The 20,290-nt window shown below is 70.3% G+C and carries 18 protein-coding genes; 13 read left to right on the top strand and 5 right to left on the bottom strand.

Translation table 11 applies throughout. The features are described from left to right. Positions 1–18: 18 nt before the first annotated feature. The 6 genes from RN51_RS05290 (at position 19) to RN51_RS05265 (ending at position 7,465) form a co-directional block, all read left to right on the top strand. Positions 19–1,053, top strand: coding sequence for an NAD-dependent epimerase/dehydratase family protein (locus RN51_RS05290; protein WP_045263002.1), 1,035 nt, complete (start codon positions 19–21; stop codon positions 1,051–1,053). Then, a complete protein-coding gene (locus RN51_RS05285; RefSeq protein WP_045263001.1) occupies positions 1,053–2,138 on the top strand; it encodes a dihydrodipicolinate synthase family protein in 1,086 nt (361 codons plus the stop codon). Before RN51_RS05290 ends, RN51_RS05285 begins: the two co-directional genes overlap by 1 nt. Further along, a complete protein-coding gene (locus RN51_RS05280) occupies positions 2,135–3,148 on the top strand; it encodes a hydroxyacid dehydrogenase (protein WP_045263000.1) in 1,014 nt (337 codons plus the stop codon). Before RN51_RS05285 ends, RN51_RS05280 begins: the two co-directional genes overlap by 4 nt. Then, positions 3,145–4,179 carry a hypothetical protein gene (locus tag RN51_RS05275; protein ID WP_045262999.1) on the top strand — a complete coding sequence of 345 codons (1,035 nt, stop codon included), beginning with the start codon at positions 3,145–3,147 and terminating at the stop codon, positions 4,177–4,179. Before RN51_RS05280 ends, RN51_RS05275 begins: the two co-directional genes overlap by 4 nt. After that, complete coding sequence (locus RN51_RS05270) at positions 4,176–5,141, top strand: GNAT family N-acetyltransferase (protein ID WP_045262998.1); 966 nt, start codon at positions 4,176–4,178, stop codon at positions 5,139–5,141. Before RN51_RS05275 ends, RN51_RS05270 begins: the two co-directional genes overlap by 4 nt. Before the next feature lie 107 nt (positions 5,142–5,248). Beyond that, positions 5,249–7,465: a peptidase C14 gene (locus RN51_RS05265; protein WP_231579224.1), complete on the top strand. Its 2,217-nt coding sequence runs from the start codon at positions 5,249–5,251 to the stop codon at positions 7,463–7,465. Positions 7,466–7,570: 105 nt separating this feature from the next. On the opposite strand, the gene RN51_RS05260 is transcribed toward RN51_RS05265, so the two are convergent. Continuing rightward, positions 7,571–8,407 (bottom strand): SDR family NAD(P)-dependent oxidoreductase, encoded by an 837-nt coding sequence (locus RN51_RS05260; RefSeq protein WP_045262997.1) that lies wholly within the window; start codon positions 8,405–8,407, stop codon positions 7,571–7,573. A gap of 8 nt (positions 8,408–8,415) precedes the next feature. Further along, complete coding sequence (locus RN51_RS05255; protein ID WP_045262996.1) at positions 8,416–9,072, bottom strand: GntR family transcriptional regulator; 657 nt, start codon at positions 9,070–9,072, stop codon at positions 8,416–8,418. A gap of 150 nt (positions 9,073–9,222) precedes the next feature. Between RN51_RS05255 and RN51_RS05250 the strand changes: the two genes are divergently transcribed. The 6 genes from RN51_RS05250 (at position 9,223) to RN51_RS05225 (ending at position 16,925) form a co-directional block, all read left to right on the top strand. After that, the gene (locus RN51_RS05250; RefSeq protein WP_045262995.1) at positions 9,223–10,578 is read left to right on the top strand and encodes an MFS transporter; all 1,356 of its coding nucleotides are present in this window, start codon (positions 9,223–9,225) and stop codon (positions 10,576–10,578) included. Then, on the top strand, positions 10,575–12,767 hold the full coding sequence (locus RN51_RS05245; RefSeq protein WP_045262994.1) for a peptidase C14: 2,193 nt from the start codon (positions 10,575–10,577) through the stop codon (positions 12,765–12,767). The genes RN51_RS05250 and RN51_RS05245 overlap by 4 nt, the downstream gene beginning before the upstream one ends. Before the next feature lie 34 nt (positions 12,768–12,801). Further along, positions 12,802–14,190 carry a hypothetical protein gene (locus RN51_RS05240; protein ID WP_052674592.1) on the top strand — a complete coding sequence of 463 codons (1,389 nt, stop codon included), beginning with the start codon at positions 12,802–12,804 and terminating at the stop codon, positions 14,188–14,190. Positions 14,191–14,300: 110 nt separating this feature from the next. Then, a complete protein-coding gene (locus RN51_RS05235; RefSeq protein WP_045262993.1) occupies positions 14,301–15,059 on the top strand; it encodes an SDR family NAD(P)-dependent oxidoreductase in 759 nt (252 codons plus the stop codon). Then, a complete protein-coding gene (locus RN51_RS05230; protein WP_045262992.1) occupies positions 15,056–16,132 on the top strand; it encodes an enolase C-terminal domain-like protein in 1,077 nt (358 codons plus the stop codon). Before RN51_RS05235 ends, RN51_RS05230 begins: the two co-directional genes overlap by 4 nt. Position 16,133: 1 nt before the next feature. Next, positions 16,134–16,925 (top strand): SDR family NAD(P)-dependent oxidoreductase, encoded by a 792-nt coding sequence (locus tag RN51_RS05225; protein WP_045262991.1) that lies wholly within the window; start codon positions 16,134–16,136, stop codon positions 16,923–16,925. Between the two features lie 8 nt (positions 16,926–16,933). Here RN51_RS05225 and RN51_RS05220 read toward each other — a convergent pair whose 3' ends face one another. Continuing rightward, positions 16,934–17,764 (bottom strand): zinc-ribbon domain-containing protein, encoded by an 831-nt coding sequence (locus RN51_RS05220; protein ID WP_082066437.1) that lies wholly within the window; start codon positions 17,762–17,764, stop codon positions 16,934–16,936. A gap of 104 nt (positions 17,765–17,868) precedes the next feature. On the opposite strand from RN51_RS05220, the gene dinB reads away from it, so the two are divergent. Continuing rightward, a complete protein-coding gene (dinB, locus tag RN51_RS05215) occupies positions 17,869–19,065 on the top strand; it encodes a DNA polymerase IV (RefSeq protein ID WP_045262989.1) in 1,197 nt (398 codons plus the stop codon). A 111-nt stretch (positions 19,066–19,176) separates the two neighbouring features. Here the strand turns inward: dinB and RN51_RS05210 are convergent, their stop codons facing one another. Both RN51_RS05210 and RN51_RS05205 read right to left on the bottom strand, forming a co-directional pair. Next, complete coding sequence (locus tag RN51_RS05210; protein WP_045262988.1) at positions 19,177–19,527, bottom strand: nuclear transport factor 2 family protein; 351 nt, start codon at positions 19,525–19,527, stop codon at positions 19,177–19,179. After that, on the bottom strand, positions 19,520–20,269 hold the full coding sequence (locus tag RN51_RS05205; protein WP_045262987.1) for an SDR family NAD(P)-dependent oxidoreductase: 750 nt from the start codon (positions 20,267–20,269) through the stop codon (positions 19,520–19,522). The genes RN51_RS05210 and RN51_RS05205 overlap by 8 nt, the downstream gene beginning before the upstream one ends. Positions 20,270–20,290: the final 21 nt, after the last annotated feature.

The raw sequence follows: 20,290 nt of genomic DNA, 5'->3' as shown, positions 1-20,290 counted from the left end.
AAGAAGGGAAAGCACCACATGACTCAGCACAGTTTCACTTCCGAGGCGGAGCTCGAGGAGGCGCTCGCGACACCGAGCGCCGCCCTGATCGACGACCTCGCGCGCGGGGCGGGCGACCTCGTGATCCTGGGCGCGGGCGGCAAGATGGGCCCCACACTGGCCATGCTCGCTCGCCGCGGGATGGATGCTGCCGGCCGACAGGACGACGCGGTCTACGCGGTCTCCCGCTTCGGCGATGCCGCGATCCGTGAGCGCCTGGAGACCGCCGGTGTCAAGGTCGTCCCGTTCGACCTGATCGAGAACGACGACTTCTCCTCGCTGCCGGACGCTCCCAACGTGGTGTTCATGGTCGGTGCGAAGTTCGGTGCAGCGACCAACGCCTCCTGGGCGTGGGAGGTCAACGCCGCCCTGCCCGACCGCGTGGCCCGCCGCTACCGCGACAGTTCGATCTCGGTGCTCTCCACCGGCAACGTCTACCCGTTCCTGCCGGCGTCGTCGGGCGGAGCATCCGAAGAGGTGCAGCCCGCGCCGATCGGCGAGTACGCGCAGTCGTGCCTCGGCCGTGAGCGCGTGTTCGAGTTCGGGGCTCAGGAGCGCGGCACCAAGGTCGCGATCATCCGCCTGAACTACGCGGTCGACCTGCGCTACGGGGTGCTCGCCGACATCGGCAGTGCCGTGCACGCCGGGCAGCCGGTCTCGGTGGCCACCGCGAACGTCAACGTGATCTGGCAGGGCTACGCGAACGAGGTCGTGCTGCGCAGTCTCGTGCACGCGTCGACGGCACCGTTCACGATCAACCTCACCGGCCCCGAGCTGCTGAGCGTCGAGTCGATCGCCCGCCGCTTCGGCACGCTGTTCGACCGCGAGGTCGAGGTCGTGGACGAGCCCCAGTCGACCGCGCTGCTCAGCGACGCGCGCCGGTGCATGGCCCTGTTCGGCTACCCGGCCGTGTCCGCCGAGACGCTGATCGGGATGCAGGCCGAATGGATCGAGAAGGGGCTGCCGATGATCGCCAAGCCGACCAAGTGGGCCGTGCGGGACGGGAAGTTCTGATGGCCGGTTCTGCCGAACGCACCGCGACCGTGCCGTCGCTGCGCCCCGAAGCCGCGGCGACGCTCGCCCGCGGGGCCGTGATCCCCGCGCACCCGCTCGCCCTCACGGCCGATCGCTCCCTCGACGAGCGGCGCCAGCGGGCTCTCTCCCGCTACTACCTCGACGCGGGGGCCGGTGGCCTGGCCGTCGGCGTGCACACGACGCAGTTCGAGATCCGCGACCCGGAGCACGCGCTCTTCGAGCCGGTGCTCGCGCTCGCCGCGGAGGAGATGGACGCCCGCGACGATGCGACGCTCGTGCGCATCGCCGGGGTGGCCGGCGACACCGCCCAGGCAGTCGCCGAGGCAGAGCTCGCGCGTTCGCTCGGCTACGACGCCGTGCTGGTGAGCCCGCGTGTGGCCGGGGCCGACGAGCGTGCGCTGCTCGAGCGTGCCCGCGCGGTCGGCGAGGTGCTGCCGCTGGTCGGCTTCTACCTGCAGACCGCGATCGGCGGACCCGTGCTCGACCGCGACTTCTGGTGCGAGTTCGCTGCGATCCCCTCGGTGGTGGCGGTCAAGGCCGCCCCGTTCGACCGCTATCGCACGCTCGAGCTCGTGCGCGGGGTGGCTGCGTCCGGCCGTGCCGACGAGATCGCGCTCTACACCGGCAACGACGACGCCATCGTGGCCGACCTGCTCTCCGAGTTCCACGTGGACTCGCCCGACGGATCCCGCACCCTGCGGTTCGTCGGCGGGCTCCTGGGCCAGTGGGCGGTCGGCACCCGGGCGGCGGTCGCGCTGCTCGATCGTGCGCAGCGAGCGATGGCCGGCGACGCCGAGGCCTATCGCGAGCTCGGGCTCGTCGCCTCCGACATGGTCGACGTGAATCAGGCGGTGTTCGATCCGGGCAACGACTTCCACGGGGTCATCGCGGGCGTGCACGAGATGCTGCGTCAGCAGGGGCTGCTCGAGGGGATCTGGTGCCTCGACCCCGCCGAGGGGCTCTCGCCGGGACAGGCCGAGGAGATCGCCCGCGTGCGTCGGGCGTACCCGGCTCTGAACGACGACGCCTTCATCGCCGAGAACCTCGAGGACTGGCTGCGATGAACGCCGCGGCGAGCGCACCGGCCGTGGTCGCGGTCGTCTCGGAAGAGCTCTTCGCGGAGTTCTTCTCGTCCGCGGACGCCGAGCATCTGGGCGCGGTCGCCGCTCGTCTCGGTGGCGCTTTCGTGCGCGTCGACCGTCTCGCGGACGCGGAACTCCGTGATGCACGGATCGTCATCACCAGTTGGGGTGTCGGTCCCTTCGACGCCGCGGTGCTCTCGGCGCTGCCGAAGCTCGAACTGGTCGCGCACACCGGGGCCACGATCAAGCCCTTCGCGACCGATGAGCTGTTCGACCGCGGCGTCGTCGTGACGCAGGCCGGCGCGGGGATGGCGCGACCGGTGGCCGAGGTGTCGCTCACCTTCACGCTCGCGCTGCTGCACCGCGTGCCCGAGATGCACAACGCCCTGCGCGCCGGCGACGGCTGGTACGACGCGGCGACGGTCGGGGTGCAGCGCGAGATCCTCGGCACGCGCATCGCGGTGATCGGAGCTTCGCGCACCGGGCGGGCCTACCTCGACCTCATCCGCGCGCTCGGGGCCGAACCGCTGCTGGTCGACCCGACGCTCGGCGCTTCCGAGGCCACTGCTCTCGGCGCCGAGCTCGTGCCGCTCGAGGAGGCCCTGCGCCGCGCGCAGATCGTCGCCGTGCACGCCCCCACGCTGCCGGAGACCCACCACATGATCGGTCGCCGCGAGCTGGCGCTGATGCGCGACGGAGCAGGCCTGGTCAACACCGCGCGCTCCTGGCTCGTCGACGAGACCGCTCTGCTCGACGAGCTCCGACGCGGGCGGCTCAGCGCGGCGATCGACGTGTTCGACGAGGAGCCCTTCGCCGCGGACAGCCCGTTCCGGACGCTGCCCGGGGTGCTGGTCACCCCGCATCGCGCGGCGGGCACGCACCAGGGGCGGCTGCGGCAGGGACGGATCGTCGTCGACGAGGTCGAGGCCTTCGCCGCTGGCCGCCCCCTCGCGCACACCATCACCCGCGACCAGCTGTCTTCGATGGCATGAGCGGCACGCCGCTGCGTGTGGCCTTCGCCGGACTCGCGCATTCGCACCCGTACACCGACGCCGCCAACGTTCGAGCGCTCGGGGCCGAGGTCGTCGGAGTGCACGATGCAGACACCGCGGCGGCAGGAGAGTTCGCGGCGCGGTTCGGTGGGGCGGCGGTGGCCTCGGTCGAGCAGCTGGCGGTGCTGCGACCGGACCTCGTCATCGCGACACCGCGTCCGCACGAGATCGTGCCCTTCCTGCGGGCGCTCGACAGCGGGCGCGCACCGGTGTTCGCGAACAAGGTGATCGCGGCGACCACGGCTCAGCTCGCCGAGCTCGACCGTGCGCTCGCGGCATCGTCCGTCCCGGTCGGAACCAGCTCGGTGCTGCGCTTCGCCCCCGCGCTCACGGCCCTCGCCACCTCCATCCGCCCCGTCGAGTTCGAGGTGCTCGCGCTCCGTGTGCATGCCCAGCACGACAACGCGGCCTTCCGCCGCCGCCCATCCGATGCTCCCGTCGCACTTTCTGTCGCCAAGACCGCGGCAGAGCGACAGGAAGTGCGACGGGAACCGGGGGCTGGGCCGTCCGATCGCTCCTGGCAGGACGATCCGCGACAGGGCGGCGGCACCGCCGTGACGGTCGGTGTGCATGCCTGGGAGATGATCGACGTCCTGCTGCCGGGCGCGACCCTCGTGTCGGGATCCGGATGGACGCGCGTGCGGCGGGGATCGAACACCGTGTCGGAGGATGCGGCAGGCATCGAAGGCCTGCTGCGGGTTCCCGGTGCGCAGCGCGAGGTGCCGGTGCAGGTGCTGGTCACCGGGACTCCCGGACCGGACGCGTACACGCTGGAGGTCGTGACCGCCGATGGCATCCGTTCGCTCGCGCTCGACGTCGACGACGCGAACACGGAGCTCGGATTCCGCGGCCTGATCCGCGCGCTGCTCGATGCCGCCGCGCAGGGTGCGACAGTCGCTTCCTGGACCAGCGCACGGGCGGTCGTGGCGAACACGATCCACGCTGCTGAGATCTCGAGAGGTCAGGCATGAGCGGCCCGATGATCCGCGCCGCACGCGCCGAGGACCAGCCCGACCTGACGACGCTGTGGGCGACCGCGTTCACTCCACCGCTGGCTCCCGACCAGTGGCTGATCGATGGCGATCGGCTGGCGCACACCCTCGTGGCCGAAGACGATCGAGGGGTCTGCGGATCCATCTACGGTCTGCCCAAGCGGCTGCGGGAGGACGACGGCGGTGTGGCGGACGTGCACGCGATCGGCAGTGTCGCGGTCGCCGGGCGTGCCAGAGGGCAGGGGCTCGCCCGCCGCCTCGTGGCCGCGACCCTGGATGCGGCGGGCGACGCCGAATGGGCGCTGCTCTTCACCGGCACCCCGGAGGTGTACCGCTCCAGCGGGTTCGAGAGCTTCTCCATGGCGCGGACCTTGACCGGGCCCTGGCACGATCCCGCGCTCCGCAGAGTCGAGGGAAGTGTCGAGGGACGCGTCGAGGGAGGTGTCGAGGGACGCGCGGCGGGGAGCGTCGAGCGTGAGACGGTCGGGCTCGGAAGCTTCCGTTCTCTGCGTGATGTCTACGAGCGCTCGCGTGCCGGCCGCGTCCTCCTCGCCCCGGTGCGCAGCGACCGCGACGCGGCGATGGCGGAGGTGCGGATGCGGGGCGCGACGCTGTACCGCCGCATCGAGGGGTCGACCGTGCTCGGCTACCTGATCGCCGAGCACCGAGGGGACCTCGGCGTGCTTCTGGAGAGCGCCGTGATCCCGGATTCCGGGCGTGTGCGCGACGAACTGCTCTCCGCCGTCGCCGTGGACTGGGCGCGCGCCGGGGTGACGTCGTGTGAGCTCGCCGTCCCCGCGCTGCCCGAGGAGGAATCCGCGCTCCGGGCGTTCGCGCCGCGGGCGGTGCGGCAGGACGACCGCACCGGCATGATCCGTCCGCTGCGGCGCGCGGCCCGGCTGGACGGCATCCGCCACTTCACGGCGGGCGACTACTTCTGAGCGATCCGCTCGGATGCAGCTCTGGGGACTGGGGATCGATCGGATGATGCGGCCCGGCAATCAGCCGGACGCCTGACCGCGGCGACGACGCCGCAAGGAGGATGAGCATGGCCCAGAAGTTGAAGACCACCCGGAAGATGAGCACGACCCTGGAGTCGAGCACTGCCCTGCAGGACCAGTCGGCACGTGAGAGGAACGAGACCGCGGCCCTGCGCAGCCGGCGCATGCTGCTCGCGGGGTTCGGTGCGGCGGCGATCGGCGGCGTCGCGGCGGTCACTGCGCAGACTCCGGCGCAGGCGGCCGGCCCCGTGGCGCCCCAGGATTCCTCGGGCTCGAAGAGCGTCGCCAACGGCGGCACCGCGGTGGCGCTCGCGAACCGGAAGGGCAAGGACGGCGACCTCGCCCGCACCGCCGGCTACGCGACGCCGGGTGATGGCGGTGCCGGGCTGTACCGCTTCGTGAAGAAGGACGCTCCGGCCGCGAACGGAGGCACCGTGCTCGCGGGCCCCAAGGGTGGATCGTGGGTACTCGTGCACGAGGGAGTCGTCGACTTCCGTGTGTTCGGGATCATGGATGCGAGCGTGAATGCCGACGACGCCCTCGACGCCATGGTGAACGATGCGAGCATCCACCGCATCGAGGCGCACACCGACCTCAACTTCGTGCGCCGCCACAAATTCTCCCGGTCGAACATCGCCTTCGACTTCGGGGGCCACCTCATGACGACCGTGGGCATCGAGAACGCCGGGAAGGACGACCCGTTCGCCGCGGTCATGTTCTTCCGCGGCGAGGTGACCGATGCCGTGCAGGAGGCCAAGCTCGGCGAGGTCGTGCCCGATCTCGGCGACATCTTCCCTGTCGCCGACTCCTCGTTCTTCGCGGTCGGGGACTGGTACGCGGCCGAGGTGAACGCGCTTTCGGGTCGCTGGGAGCGCGAGCTGCAGCGGCTGGTGCAGGTGACGCAGATCGTCGACGGCACGCACATCCGCATCAACTACAAGAACGGTTGGCCGCTCGGCAAGGATCGCACGATGACCTGGCGACGGGTCGTTCCGGTGCAGGACGTGACGGTGTCGAACCTGAAGTTCCTCGGCACGGGCACAGACGAGTACACCGGCTCGCACCCCTTGGCGTTCGAGTACGCGGTGCGCTGCGACGTCGACCACATCGACGGCACCGGCACGTTCTGGCCGCTCATCCAGCGCCGCTGGAACACGTACTACTCGACCGTGAGCTGCACGCTGAAGAACCCGACCTCGGTCACCTGGGGTGGAGCGGGCTACCTGACGCAGCAGATCTACTGCCTCTACGGCTACGTCGCCAACTGTCACACCGCGAACGCCCGCCATCTGAACGACTTCACCGCGAGCGCCTACTGCCTGGTCGAGAACTGCCATGGCGACGGCGACGACCAGGGCCCGTTCGTCACGCACGGACAGTACGAGCACGACCTCACGTACACCGGCAACTCCGGGCTGATGACCTTCGCGAACTCCGGGGCGGCGTGGGGTTCGGCGGCCAAACGCATCACGGTGCGCAAGCACGTGTGCTCGTGGTTCGTGGCGCGCGTGCGCATCACCGACCTCACCCTCGAAGACGTGCAGGTGATCGGCAAGCCGTCGCTCGCGGGCTCCGGAATGCTGTGGATCAACGCCGACGGCGCGCAGCTGCGGGGGTGCACGGCATCCGACACGCTGATCATCACGCAGGCCTCGGACAACTCGGCGCGGCCGACGACCATTGCCGACTCGCACTTCACGTTCGTGGCCCCGGGGGAGCTCACCAACGCCACGGTGAAGACGCCGGTCACGTTCGTCGACACCGTGCTCGACCGGGTGGGCGGCATGAAGATCACCGGTGCGGGCGCAGTCACGTTCCGCGGCTCGACGCTCACCGCCGCCGACGATGCGGCGCCTGTCGTGTCGTCGTCCGAGCGGCTGCGCTTCGAGGGATCGACCCTCCGCAACGTGCGTATCGCGGCAGCCAGGGGCGAGCGCCAGACGGTCGAGATCGCGGGATCGGACGTCGCGAACAAGGGCGGCGCCGGTGTCGCACGCACCGGTGATGGCGAGCTGCATCTGACGCTTTCCGACAGCACCTTCCGTGCCGAGGGTTCGGCCACGCATGTCTCGGTCACGAAGGGCACGAACCACTACCGTGCGGTCGGCAACCGCTTCGAGGGGGGAGCACTGGAGCTGGCGGACGCCGCGTTCGGCTCGTCTTCCACGCTGCTGCACACCGGCAACGTCGAGTCCGGTGTCACCCGCACGGCCTTCCCCGCCGAGGGCCCTCGCGTGGTGGACACCGCCAACCTCGCGGTCTGACCCCGGGCGCGTGATTCCTCCTGCTCCCGTCGCACTTTCTGTCGCTCTGACGCCCGTGAAGCGACAGAAAGTGCGACGGGAGCGGAGGGCTTCCCGGGCGTGGGGCTAGGGGAGGGCGACGAGTTCGGCGCTGCGCTGCCAGAGGGCCTCGGCGAGGGCGGTGTCGTCCACCTGCGGGTTCACCTTCGTGGTGAGCACACGCTCGTCGTAGTAGGCGCCGGAGAACCAGGTCTCGTCGGGGGTTCCCTCGATGAACCAGCGCAGCGTCGCACCGCCCTTGTCCGCGCCGATGAGCATGAGGTGTTTGAGTGGCGTGCGGTAGAGCAGCCGCATCACGCTCGACGAGTCCGAAGCGAAGTTGGTCTGCACGGTGCCGGGGTGGAAAGCGACGGCGCTCAGTCCGTCGGCGTGGAACTTCGTGTGCAGACTCTTGGCGAACAACACGTTGGCGAGCTTCGCATCCCCGTAGGCCTTGTTCGGACTGAACCGGCGGGCGTTGTCGAGGTCGTCGACATCGAGGTGCCCGAACAGGCGATGGGCGATGCTCGACGTGTTGATGACCGCTCCGCCGGTCCGCAGCAGCCGGGGAAGCAGCAGGTTCGTGAGCAGGAACGGCGCCAGGTGGTTGACCTGCATGGTCTTCTCGAACCCGTCGACGGTCGGAGTGCGGTCGCCGAAGATGCCGCCCGCGTTGTTCGCCAGCACGTCGATGCCGGCGTCGCCCACGGCGTCGGTGATCTTCCCGGCCAGCGCTCGCACGTCGTCGAGGCGGGCGAAGTCGGCCGTGAACCATTCGGCGCCGGTCTCCTCGGCGACGGCACGGGTCTTCTCGGCGGACCGCCCGACCAGGATGAGGCGGTGGGCCGGTCCTGCGAGCTGTCGTGCGGCGGCGGCTCCGATCCCGTCGGAGGCTCCGGTGAGGACGATGGTCTTCGGGGTCATGGCGCGGCTCACTCGGCCGAGACGGAGGGTGTGATGCGCTGCACGGCTCTGGTGACATGCTCGGCGATCACGGTGCGTGCCCGTTCGGGGTCGCCGCTCGCGATCGCATCGACGATCTGCTGGTGGCTGCGTACATGCTCCTCCTGCTCGGCAGGATCGAGCGCGGAGTTGGCTGCCTGGATGAAGCCCGTGATGCGACCGCGCAGCTGGCCGCTCACCTCGTCGAGGAATCGGTGCTCGGCGAGGTCGGCGAGCGTCTCGTGAAAGAGGCGGTCCTGGCGCAGCACCTCGGCGATGTCACCGGGCGCCGCAGCGGACATGGACTGGATGATCGCGCCGAGCCGCGCAGCGGATTCCTCGTTCCACCGCTCTTGCACCCGGATGGCCATGAACTGCTCGAGCACGATCCGCAGGCTGGAGATCTCCTCCAGGTCCTGCGCGGTGAGCTCGGCGACTCGGGCGCCACGACGGGGTTCCCGTGTGATGAGGCGCTCTTCCGCGAGGCGGGTCAGAGCCTCGCGCACAGGGATGTGGCTGACCCCGAGCCGGTCGGCGAGCTTGCGTTCGACGAGACGTTCGCCGGGCGCGAGTTCTCCGGAGTGGATGGCCGTGCGCAGTTCGTCTGCCACCTGTTCGGCGATGTTCTGATCCGAGACGCTGCGCATTCGGTTGCCCTTCTCGATCCGCGGTGCCGTCTGGTCGAGCGGGCGCGCAATCGTTCGATCGATGCTATGGCATTTCGTCCATGGGTGGACACGGCTCCGTAATTGCTAGATGCTATAGCAAGCCCATCCACCGATGACGAAGGAGTTGTCATGTCCGGGACCCGAACCGCCCCCGATACTCGAACACCCGAGGAGGTCGGCGCCTCCGCCATGAAGAAGGCGATCTGGCGCCTCGGCCCCTTCCTCGGGCTGCTGTACCTCGTGGCCTACATGGACCGCAACAACGCAGGGTTCGCCAAGCTCGAGATGACGACAGCGCTGCAGATCACCGAGGCGGCCTTCGGATTCGCCGCCGGGATCTTCTTCATCGGCTACCTGCTGTTCGAGGTGCCGAGCAACCTTCTGCTCGAGCGGTTCGGCGCCCGCAAGTGGATCGCCCGCATCATGGTCTCCTGGGGGCTCGTCGCCGCCCTCACCGCGTTCGTGCAGGATGCGACGCAGTTCGCCATCGCCCGGTTCATCCTGGGCATCGCCGAGGCCGGCTTCTTCCCCGGTGTCCTCCTCTACCTCACGCTGTGGTTCCCCCGGCAGTACCGCACGCAGGTGCTGGTCGTGTTCGTGCTGTCGAACCCGATCGCGAACGCGGTCGCCGCGCCGCTGTCGGGGTGGATGCTCGAACTCCACGGGATGTGGGGGCTCGACGGCTGGCAGCTGGTCTTCCTGCTGCAGGGCATCCCCGCCGTTCTCCTTGCCTTCGTGGTCTTCTTCTGGCTGCCCGATCGCCCGCAGGACGCGCGCTGGCTCGACACGACGGAGCAGCGCTGGATCACCGACACCCTGGCCGCCGAGACCGCGGCGACCGAGCAGAAGCACGGGCGCCTGCGCCTGCGCGAAGTGTTCAGCAACGGGCGCCTGTGGACCCTGATCGTGCTGTTCTTCGGCGTCGTGTTCGGTGCGTACGGACTGGGCATGTGGCTGCCGACGATCGTCAAGAGCATGGGCGACTTCTCCAACACCACGACGGGCTGGCTCGTCGCGCTGCCGAACCTGTGCGCGGCGCTGGTCATGCTGCCGTGGGAGCGCGCGGCCAGGAAGCAGGGCAACATCCCGCTGCAGATCGGCATCACGCTGTCGATCACCGCGCTCTCGCTCATGGCGGCGGTCGCGGCGCAGGGCACACCGGTGCTCGCGCTCGCCGCCCTGTGCGTCGGCATGTCGGCGCTGTTCTCGACGACACCGCTGTTCTGGAGCCTGCCGCCCATGGTGCTCACGGGAACGGCCGCCGCGGCCGGACTCGCGTTCATCAACTCCGTCGGCAACCTCGCGGGTTTCGCCGGCCCCTACGCGATCGGGTGGATCAGTGAGACCACGGGTTCCGCGATCTGGGGGCTGCTGCTGATCGCCGGGCTCACGCTGCTCGGGGCGACCATCGCGTTCGTGCTGAGCCGGCGCACGGACTTCACGGTTCCCGCCGAGGTGCTGCTGGCCGAGAAGAAGCTGTCATGAGCGCACGGACTCCGCTGGTGGCAGACGAGAGCGTGCGCTCCTCGAGTCGCCGTGCCCTCATGGCCGGACTCGGTGCGGTCGCGCTCGGTGCGGCGGGCTCCCTCGCCGCGACGACGCCCGCACAGGCGGCCACCGTCGTGGCCGGAGCGAAGGATCTCACGCGAGCGGAGTCCGTCGCCGAGCTTTCCCGCCTCCGCGCTCGCGACGGCGAGGTCGCGATCGTCGCGGGGTACCGCACGCCGGGCGACGCCGGGCTGCTCGTCTACGTCGGCAGCGAAGACGGGCAGATCGAAGCGAACGGCGGCACGGTCGTCGCCGGGAAGCGCGGAAGCCGCTGGCTGCTGCAGCACGACGGCACGGTCGACTTCCGGGTCTTCGGCATCACGGGACCGGAGACCGCGGCCGACGATGCGCTCGCCGCGATGGTGAACGATCCCCGCATCCGCCGGATAGAGGCGAGCACCGACCTGCTGTTCCAGCGGAGGCATCGCTTCAACCGGTCGTATCTCGAGCTCGACTTCGGCGGACACGTCATCACGACCGACGGCATCGAGCCGAACAGCCACGACAACCCGTTCGGTGCCGTGATGTTCTTCAGCGGGGTGCCGAAGGACGTCACGGTCGAGCACGCGCTGGCCGAGGCCTGGCCCGAGCTGACCGATGCGGTCGCCGTGCCGGATGCCTCCCGCTTCCCCGTCGACTCCTGGTGGGCCGTGCAGTGCGATCCCGTCGCCGGAGGAGGGGCGGATGAGCGCGAGCTGCAGCGGTTCGTGCAGGTGACGCAGCAGATCGACGGCATGCACATCCGCATCGACTACCTCAACGGCTGGCCGCTGGACAAGGGACGGAAGCTCATCTGGCGGCAGATGGACCCGGTCGCGGGTGTGCGGATCGCGAACATGCGCTTCCTCGGCGCCGGGCCCTTCGACGGTCCCACCGACGGCTCCTTCCCCGACTCGCGGGAGCTCACCGGCTCGCACCCGATCGCCTTCGAGTACGCGATCCACTGCGACGTCGCCGACGTGCACGCGAGCCGCACCTGGTGGCCCGTCATCATGCGGCGGTGGAACACGCACTTCACGACGGAGCGCTGCTCGGTGGAGAACCCGCCGACGGTGTTCTACGGCGGCGCCGGCTACCTCACGCAGCAGATCTACAGCCTCTACGGACGAGTGAGCGACTGCACGTCGTCGAACGCCCGGCACCTGAACGACCTCACCGCCAGCGCGTACTGCCTCGTCGAGAACTGTCACGGCGACGGTGACGACCAGGGCGGCAACCCGTTCACCACGCACGGGCAGTACGAGCACGACCTCACCTTCATCGGCAACTCGGGGCTCATGGACATCGCCAACTCCGGGGCGCAGTGGGGCACGGCCGCCAAGCGCATCACGGTGCGCGACCACGTCTGCTCCTGGTTCGTCGCCGGCACCAAGATCAGCGATCTGACGCTGGAGAACGTGCGGGTCATCGGCCGCTCGACCTTCGACCCGCAGGCGACCATGACCATCAACGCCGACGGTGCCCAGGTGCGCGGGTGCACCGCGGGACTTCTGGCGATCGGACAGCGGTCGCAGCGCTCGTCGCGACCGACCGTGATCTCGGACTCCACCTTCGCGCTGCCGAAGGACCAGGTGCTCGTGCAGACCCCGGTCGCGGCTCCCGTGCGCTTCGTGGACTGCACGATCACCGGGATCGACGGCGTCAAGGCCCGCGGGTCCGGGCCTGTGGAGTTCGTGGACTGCCGCCTCAGCGGCCCGGCGGCGGGTGCGCCCTTCGAGGTCGGCGCCGCCAAGGTCACCATCCGCGGCGGTGCCGTGCGCGACGTGCGCCTGACCGCGACCGCGGTGCGGGATCAGCTCATCGCTCTGGACGGGGTCGAGCTCGCCACGGAGCGCGCGGACGGCGCTCTGCTGAGCAGGGCGGCCGGCGCCGGCGTCGTCACCTGGCGGGTGAGCGGGGTGACCTCCACGGTGCCGAAGGGCGCGGCGCACCTCGACATCGGCACGGGCGTCAACCACGCCCGGGTCACCGGCAGCCAGTTCGTCGGCGGAGGACTGCGGCTGGCGGACGGATTCGCCGAGCCGTCGACGCTGCTCTACAGCGACACGGTCGAACGCGGCGTCGAGACGGCGCTCCCGGAGGCCGGACCGCGCGTCGTCATCGCGGACGTGCTGGCGAGCGCGTGACGGACGGCATCATGGACATCAGGGAGGACCACGCGTGAACGACACCGCAGCGGCGACGCACCTCGGAGACCGCATCCGCATCCCCCGCACGCGGGCGCGCATCGGCGTCGCCCGGCGCGACATCACGCCGCCCGTCGGCATCCGCGCCAAGAACTGGGGCCCGGCCGACTGGGAGCGGTCCGAGGGGGCGCACCGGCCGTTCGAGCTGACCGCGCTCGCCGTGGTGGCCGCGGACGAGCGGCCGCGGGTGCTGCTCGCCGTGGACGGCACATGGTGGCGCCGGGTCGCGGACGAGCAGGGCGTGCGCGGGGCGATCCTCGACGGTCTGGGCCTCGAGCCCGACCAGCTCATGCTCTCCCTCTCGCACACCCACGCCGGGGCCGTGCTCTGCGCCGCGGACGCGCATCTGCCGGGCGGGGACCTCATCCCCGGGTACCTGGAGGCGCTATCCGCCGCGGGTATCGCGGCTGGGCGTGAAGCGCTGGAGAACGCCCGACCCGGGCTCATCGAGTGGACCACGGGTACCTGCACCCTCGCGGCGGAGCGGGAGCTCGACCTCGACGGCCGCGCGCTTGTGGGATACAACCCCCAAGGCACCGCCGACGACACGGTGACCATCGGCCGTATCAGCATCGACGGGGAGCTGCGGGCGACGCTGGTCAACTACGCCTGCCATCCGACGACCCTGGCCTGGCAGAACCGCGAGGTGTCGCCGGACTACGTCGGCGCGATGCGCGAGATCGTGGAGGCCGCGACCGGTGCACCGTGCCTGTTCGTGCAGGGGGCCTCGGGCGAGCTGGCCCCGCGGGAGCAGTACACGGGCGACGTCGCGGTGGCCGACCGGCACGGACGCTCGCTCGGGCACGCGGTGCTCGCGGCGCTGGACGGCTTGCCGGTGCCCGGCGAGGAGCTGACGCTGGACGGTGTCGTGGAGTCGGGGGCTCCGCTCGCGATCTGGACCGGAACCCCGGCGGACGGCGGCGACGAGGCAGCGGGAGTCGTCTCGGCCGTCGAGCTGCCGCTGCGCGACCTGCCCACCCTGGAAGAGCTCGCCGAGGAGTGGAAGGACATCGACCCGCGCTCGCGGGAGGAGCGGCTCGGACGAGCGCGGAACCTCCGCGACGGCTACATCGAGGGGCCGACCGTGTCGCATCCGGTGTGGGCCTGGCGGCTCGGAGACGCCGTGATCGTGGGGCATCCGGGCGAGGCCTACTCGCGGCTGCAGACGACCCTGCGGGAGCGGTTCCCCCAGACGCCGATCGTGGTGATGAACCTCACGAACGGCCCGGGGTTCGTGTACCTCCCGACCCGCGAGGCCTACGACCGCGGCGCCTATCAGTCCTGGCAGACGCCCCTGGCTCCCGGCGCCCTGGAGCTCCTGGAGTCCCACGCCGTGTCGGTCGTGGGTGGGTTGCTGGGGTAGTCCCGCCTTCGAATGGCGCGAATGGCTCCACTTCCGGTCGATATCGAACCATTTGCGCGATTCGAACGGGATAGAGTTGCTATAGCAAATCCCCGAGGTAGAGGAGAGACATGACCGCGCGCCCCGTCGCCATCGTCACCGGAGGCTCGGCCGGCATCGGCTGGGAGATCGGACAGCGACTCTCCGCGGACGGCTACCTCGTCGTCGCGACCGACCGCGTCCCCGGGCTGACCGCGGGCGAGAACCCCGCCGGGATCCTGTGGCGGGAGCTCGACGTCACCGACCATGCCGCCGTGGACCGGGTCTTCGGAGAGATCGAGGCGGAGCTCGGACCCATCGAGGTGCTCGTGAACAACGCCGGGATCCAGCGCCACCGTGGCATCGAAGACCTCACGTGGGACGAGTGGTCCGCCGTGGTGGACGTGAACCTGCACGGGGTGTTCTCCGCGCTCCAGGCTGCCGGGAAGCGGATGCTCGACCGGGGTGAGGGCCGCATCGTCAACATCTCCTCCATCTCCTCGCGAGGCTCCGCGGGGCGCGCGCCGTATGCCACGACCAAGGCCGCCGTCATCGGACTCACCTCCACGGCAGGAGCCGAATGGGCGGCGCGCGGTGTCCGTGTCAACGCCGTCGCCCCGGGCTACGTCGACACGGGCGTCTTCCGTCAGGGCGTCGAGCAGGGCACGCTGAGCCTGGACACGATCCTGTCCCGCATCCCGGCGAAGCGCCTGGCCGAGGCGAGTGAGATCGCGGCCGCGGTCAGCTTCCTCGTCTCTGACCAGTCGCGCTACATGAACGGCCAGACCCTCTACGTCGACGGCGGCTTCATGGTCGACTACGGCGTGCCGCTGGCGAAGAAGCCCGAATGACCACGATCGCGCGCATCGACACGGCCACCGCCGTACTGCCTCTCCCTGCGCCGTTGCAGCTCGGCGCGATGACGGTCGTGCGGCGAGAGTACTCCGCGGTGCAGGTGACGGCCGACGACGGCACGACCGGGGTGGCGTACTGCCTTTCGCGGGAGGCGCCGATGGCCGAGATCACCGACCGTCTCGTGGCCCCGCACGCGTTGGGTGCGGACGCCGACGACCCCGCGGCGACGTGGGAGCGGATGCTGCGCGGCAGCGCGATCGTCGGCCGCGTGGGCCTGGTGCGACGTGCCATCGGGCTGGTCGACATCGCGCTGTGGGACACCGCCGCCCGTCGCGCCGGTGTGCCGCTGTGGAAGATGCTCGGCACCGGTGATGCTCCTCGCGAGTCGATGCTGGTCGCCGCGTATCCGTCTGCGGACCGGGCTCCTCGGGAAGTCGCGGACGAGGTCCTCGCGCAGGCTGACGGCTGGTCCGCAGTGAAGATCTCCCGCATTCCTGATCCGGCATACATGCGAGAACTCCTGGCGACCCTGAACGCCGAACTCCCCGCCGCCACCGGCCTCGTCGTCGATGTGGGTTTCGGCTGGCGGAATGCCGATGCCGCACTGGAGGAGATCGCGCAGTGGGGTGACCCGCAGCTCGCGTGGCTCGAAGACCCGCTGCTTCCCGAAGACGCGGCAGGCGTCGCGCGCATCCGCCAGGAGTCGGGCCTGGCGGTCGCTGTTGGCGACGAGGTCACCGATCCCGCGGTGCTGAGAGCATTGGTCGAGGTCGGGGGTGTCGAAGCGCTGCGGCTCGACGTCGTGGCGATCGGTGGTGTGACGCCCGCCCGCGAGATGATCGCATGGGCCGCGGAGCGCGGGGTCCCGGTCTCCGGGCACGTGTATCCCGAGGTCACCGCACACCTCGGCATCGGCGTGGAGACGTTCGCGAGAGGGGTGAACCCCTACGACCCTGCTCCGTCTTTCGTTCTCGGCGGCCCGTCGTTCGAGGGCCTGGTTCGCCCGACGGATGCTACGGGACTCGGCTTCGCTCTGGACCCCGCCGTGTTCCGATTCGAGAGGGATTGACATGACAGAATCTGCGCGCAGCGTCGTCGTGACCGGCAGTGGCAAGGGCATCGGCCGTGCCATCGCGGAACGCCTCACGGCTGACGGATGGACCGTGGTCGGACTCGAGCGCTCTGCGGGTTCGGGCACGGTCGAAGACGGCATCGTGGCCGAGGTGGTGCTCGGTGACGCGTCGGATCGCTCGACGCACGAGCGCGCGGCTGCTGCTGCCCGCGCCAGGGCCCCGCTCGCCGGCTGGGTCAACAACGCCGGCATCACGAAACGGACACCCCTGCACGAGCTCGACGAGTCCGTGGTGCGCGAGGTGCTCGACATCAACGGCTTCGGTTACATCTGGGGCTGCTCGACCGCCGTCTCCGCGTTCGTCGATCAGGGCGTCGCGGGCGCGATCGTCAACATCGGATCCATCCACGGGCGCTCGAGCTTCACCGACCATGCCGCGTACGAGTTCGCCAAGGGCGGCATCGACGCCCTCACCCGCAGTGTGGCCGTGTCGTATGGCGCTTTGGGCATACGCGCCAACACGGTCGCTCCCGGTGGCGTGCGCACCCCGCATCTGGAGGCGCAGATCGCCCGCGCTGCCGACCCCGCCGCCGAGGAGCGTGCCCTCGCCGAGGGGCCGCCCATGGGTCGGATCGCCCGCGCGGAAGAGGTGGCCGCACTCACGGCGTTCCTTCTCTCCGACGAGGCGCCCTACTTGTCGGGGCAGTCGATCGCGGTCGACGGGGCATGGACGGCGTCCTTCGGCGACATCGCCATCGACCCTGCTCTGCGGGAGCGCTTCGAGGGCTGACGGGGCGTCTACCGCAGATACGCGTCCACCATCAGCGCGCCCCGGATCACGCGCAGCTCGTCGATGATCCTGGCGATGCTCTTCGCTCCGACGGATGACAGCGCCAGGTCATGCGGGCCGAGAGGCTGGAGCTTCCCTGTCCGGATGCGGATCACCTCCCACCCCGCCGCACGCAGGGCGCGGTCCTTGCGCAGATCCGCATCCTGCCGCTTGCCGACGTGCTCCAGGCCGTGTCGGCCGACGGTGTCGTACTCGATCGCGACCCGCAGCTCGGGCAGCACGATGTCCGGCCAGACCTCGGTGTGGCGGAAGAACGGGCGCGAGACCTTGACGGCGTTCACGCGTGTGTCGAACTCGATCGCGGCACTGAGCCCTGACCGCAGGCGGCCCTCTGCGGCCGAGGCGGGCTTCGGCGCGCACTCACTCGCGAAAGCGGTCCCCGAGGGGAGGTCGGGCGTCTTGGTGCAGAGCGCAGGCGCGGAGCGACGGGGCTTCCGGGGGATGGCGCGAGCTTCCCCGAGCACGACCGGCTGCGGGCGGGCGAGCGCGGAGCAGTCCGGACACCACGCGGAACGGCGCCGGACGCGACCAGGACGTTCGCGCTGCTCGGTCGGTGTGGCAGCGAACCGGTGGCCGACGGGGCACTCCCAACACACGAGCACGTCGGCGGCCAGCGGGATCTGCGACAGTGCGATGCCGTGGTTCAGTTCGGGGTGATACTGGCGGATCAGCTCCGGGTAGGCGGCCCACCCGGCGCGATAGGTCCCCACCTCATACGGAATCGCGCGACCGCGGGAGAACTGCCGTCGCGCCCACCACTGCATCACCGGTTCCGGCACGCGCCGAACCTACCTGCCGGCACCGACACCGCGTGCAGGGCGGGCGCGACGCCCACGGATGTCCCCGGTCCGTGCGACGATCCGCTCGTCGACAGGAGAGCAGGATGCGTGGGGAAGCGACCGTGCTGCACGCCGACCTCGATGCGTTCTACGCGTCGGTCGAGCAGCGCGACGCCCCGGAACTGCGGGGCCGACCCGTGATCGTGGGCGGCGGGGTCGTGCTGGCGGCGAGCTACGAGGCGAAGGCGCGCGGGGTGCGCACGGCGATGGGAGGCCGGCAGGCGCGCGAGCTCTGCCCCGATGCCGTGGTCGTCCCGCCGCGCATGGACGCGTACTCCGCAGCGAGCAAGGACGTGTTCGCGATCTTCCGCGACACCACCCCGCTCGTGGAGGGGCTGTCGATCGACGAGGCCTTCCTCGAGGTCGGAGGCCTGCGGCGGATCGCCGGGAGCCCTGAGCAGATCGCGACGCGGCTGCGTGAGCGCGTGCGGGCGGAGGCGGGGCTGGCCATCTCGGTGGGCGTCGCGCGCACCAAGTTCCTCGCGAAAGTCGCGAGTGCCGTGAGCAAGCCGGACGGTCTGCTGGTCGTCGAGCCCGACCGCGAAGAGGAGTTCCTGCTTCCGCTCCCGGTCGAGCGGCTGTGGGGTGTGGGCACCGTCACGGCCGAGAAGCTGCACCGCTACGGCATCCGCACCGTGGGCGAGCTCGCTGAGCTGGAGGCCGCGACCGCCGAGCGGATGCTGGGCAAAGCGACGGGTGCGCATGTGCACGCGTTGGCCCGGCTGCGCGACCCGCGGCCGGTCGACACCACACGGCGTCGGGGATCCATCGGCTCGCAGCGTGCCTTGGGCACTCGTCCACGCTCGGCCGAGGAACTCGACCTCATCCTCACGCAGATCATCGACCGTCTCGGCAGGCGACTCCGCGACGGCGATCGCGTGTGCCGGACAGTCGTGCTGCGTCGGCGCTTCGGCGACTTCACGAAAGCCACCCGCTCCCGTTCGCTCCGCGCTCCGACCGACCGCACCGCTGTGCTGCTCACCCTCGCTCGCGGACTGCTCGCCGCAGCGCAGCCCGAGATCACTGCGCGTGGCATCACCCTGCTCGGGATCTCGCTTTCGCAGCTCGACCGTGCAGGGAACGTGGCGCCCGAGCTGCCGATCGACTGGGGCGACGAAGCGCGCCTCGACACGGTACTCGACACCCTGCGCGATCGCTTCGGTGCGGGCTCCGTGTCGCGCGCTGCGCAGCTCGGTCGTGACCAAGGTTGGTCGTCGCCTGTCCTGCCCGAGCACGAGTGATCGGCCGTGGCTCTCAAGCGGGGGGCAGGCACCCGTTGCGTCGGCTGGAACCGAAGCTGGCCGACGCAGTGCATCGCTTCCTCGAGGGTCCGCTTGCGGAGAACCCCCTCCTCAGGCCTTGAGCATCGACGCCCGAGCGATCAACCCGTCCACCACGTCGAAGGTCGCGATGGTCTCGGTGGCGACGCCGGCGTTGATGACCTGCTCCTGTGCGACGACCCACCGGGTGCCGAAGAGCACGCTGGTCTCGATGACGCACGACAGCTCGGGGTTCTGCAGCCGAGGCTCGTAGAACGCACGGATCGCGGCAGCGCCTATGACGGGTTCGGCGGCGACACCGGTGATCACGGCGTCCTCGGCATAGGTGGCCACGAATGCGTCGAGGTCGTGTGCGTTGAAGGCGTCGAGCTGCGCCTGCACGGTCTCGAGGGCAGAGCGATCCAGGGGTGCGTGGTCAGTCAATGCGAACTCCTCCGTTGACGTCGTAGGTGGCGCCGGTGATGAAGCGGGCTCGCTCTGAGGCGAGTGATGCGATGATCCAGGCCACGTCCTCCGGCTGCCCGAACGCGCCGAGGGGGATGCCCGATTCGAGCTTCTCGCGCCCCGCCCCCTGCAGCTGGTCCGTGATGGCGCTCGCGACCGGGCCGGGGGTCACGGCGTTGACGCGGATGCCCTCCGAAGCGAGGTGCCGGGCGAAGCTGCGCGTGATCGCCAGGATCGCGCCCTTGCTCGCGGCGTAGTGGATGCCGGTCTGCAGCGCGCCGACCTGGCCCGCGATCGACGCGATGTTGATCACAGAGCGGTCGCCTTCTGCTGCCCGGAGCAGGGGGAGCGCCCCGCGGGTCAGGAAGAAGGTGCCGCGGGCGTTGGTCTCGAGCACCATGTCCCACTCGTCGAACTCGATGTCGTCGTAGGGCGTGTACGGGCAGACTCCGCCGTTGTTGACGAGCACATGGAGCGATCCCCATGCGTCCGTGATCTCACCGACGAGCGCGTCGATCGACTCGCGCTCCCGCAGGTCGAGGCGCGACACGTGCACCTCGGGCGACCCTGCCGCCCGGCACTCCTCCGCGATGCGCAGCGCTTCGGTCTCCCGTCCGGCATACGTGATCCAGAGGGCAGCACCCTCGCGGGCGAGTTCGAGGGCGGCGGCGGTCCCGATGCCGGAACTCGCCCCCGTGATCAGAGCGCGGCGCACAGTCATCCCTAAACGCTATAGCAAAAG

This window comes from Microbacterium oxydans (assembly GCF_000956405.1).
Taxonomy (GTDB): Bacteria; Actinomycetota; Actinomycetes; order Actinomycetales; family Microbacteriaceae; genus Microbacterium; species Microbacterium oxydans_C.
This window is presented reverse-complemented; position numbering and strand designations above follow the sequence as displayed.

What these genes read in the sequence shown, in the direction of transcription:
- RN51_RS05290 (WP_045263002.1), top strand. Translation starts at nt 19, where the DNA reads ATGACTCAGCACAGTTTCACTTCCGAGGCGGAGCTCGAGGAGGCGCTC.
- RN51_RS05285 (WP_045263001.1), top strand. Translation starts at nt 1,053, where the DNA reads ATGGCCGGTTCTGCCGAACGCACCGCGACCGTGCCGTCGCTGCGCCCC.
- RN51_RS05280 (WP_045263000.1), top strand. Translation starts at nt 2,135, where the DNA reads ATGAACGCCGCGGCGAGCGCACCGGCCGTGGTCGCGGTCGTCTCGGAA.
- RN51_RS05275 (WP_045262999.1), top strand. Translation starts at nt 3,145, where the DNA reads ATGAGCGGCACGCCGCTGCGTGTGGCCTTCGCCGGACTCGCGCATTCG.
- RN51_RS05270 (WP_045262998.1), top strand. Translation starts at nt 4,176, where the DNA reads ATGAGCGGCCCGATGATCCGCGCCGCACGCGCCGAGGACCAGCCCGAC.
- RN51_RS05265 (WP_231579224.1), top strand. Translation starts at nt 5,249, where the DNA reads ATGGCCCAGAAGTTGAAGACCACCCGGAAGATGAGCACGACCCTGGAG.
- RN51_RS05260 (WP_045262997.1), bottom strand. Translation starts at nt 8,407, where the DNA reads ATGACCCCGAAGACCATCGTCCTCACCGGAGCCTCCGACGGGATCGGA.
- RN51_RS05255 (WP_045262996.1), bottom strand. Translation starts at nt 9,072, where the DNA reads ATGCGCAGCGTCTCGGATCAGAACATCGCCGAACAGGTGGCAGACGAA.
- RN51_RS05250 (WP_045262995.1), top strand. Translation starts at nt 9,223, where the DNA reads ATGTCCGGGACCCGAACCGCCCCCGATACTCGAACACCCGAGGAGGTC.
- RN51_RS05245 (WP_045262994.1), top strand. Translation starts at nt 10,575, where the DNA reads ATGAGCGCACGGACTCCGCTGGTGGCAGACGAGAGCGTGCGCTCCTCG.
- RN51_RS05235 (WP_045262993.1), top strand. Translation starts at nt 14,301, where the DNA reads ATGACCGCGCGCCCCGTCGCCATCGTCACCGGAGGCTCGGCCGGCATC.
- RN51_RS05230 (WP_045262992.1), top strand. Translation starts at nt 15,056, where the DNA reads ATGACCACGATCGCGCGCATCGACACGGCCACCGCCGTACTGCCTCTC.
- RN51_RS05225 (WP_045262991.1), top strand. Translation starts at nt 16,134, where the DNA reads ATGACAGAATCTGCGCGCAGCGTCGTCGTGACCGGCAGTGGCAAGGGC.
- dinB (WP_045262989.1), top strand. Translation starts at nt 17,869, where the DNA reads ATGCGTGGGGAAGCGACCGTGCTGCACGCCGACCTCGATGCGTTCTAC.
- RN51_RS05205 (WP_045262987.1), bottom strand. Translation starts at nt 20,269, where the DNA reads ATGACTGTGCGCCGCGCTCTGATCACGGGGGCGAGTTCCGGCATCGGG.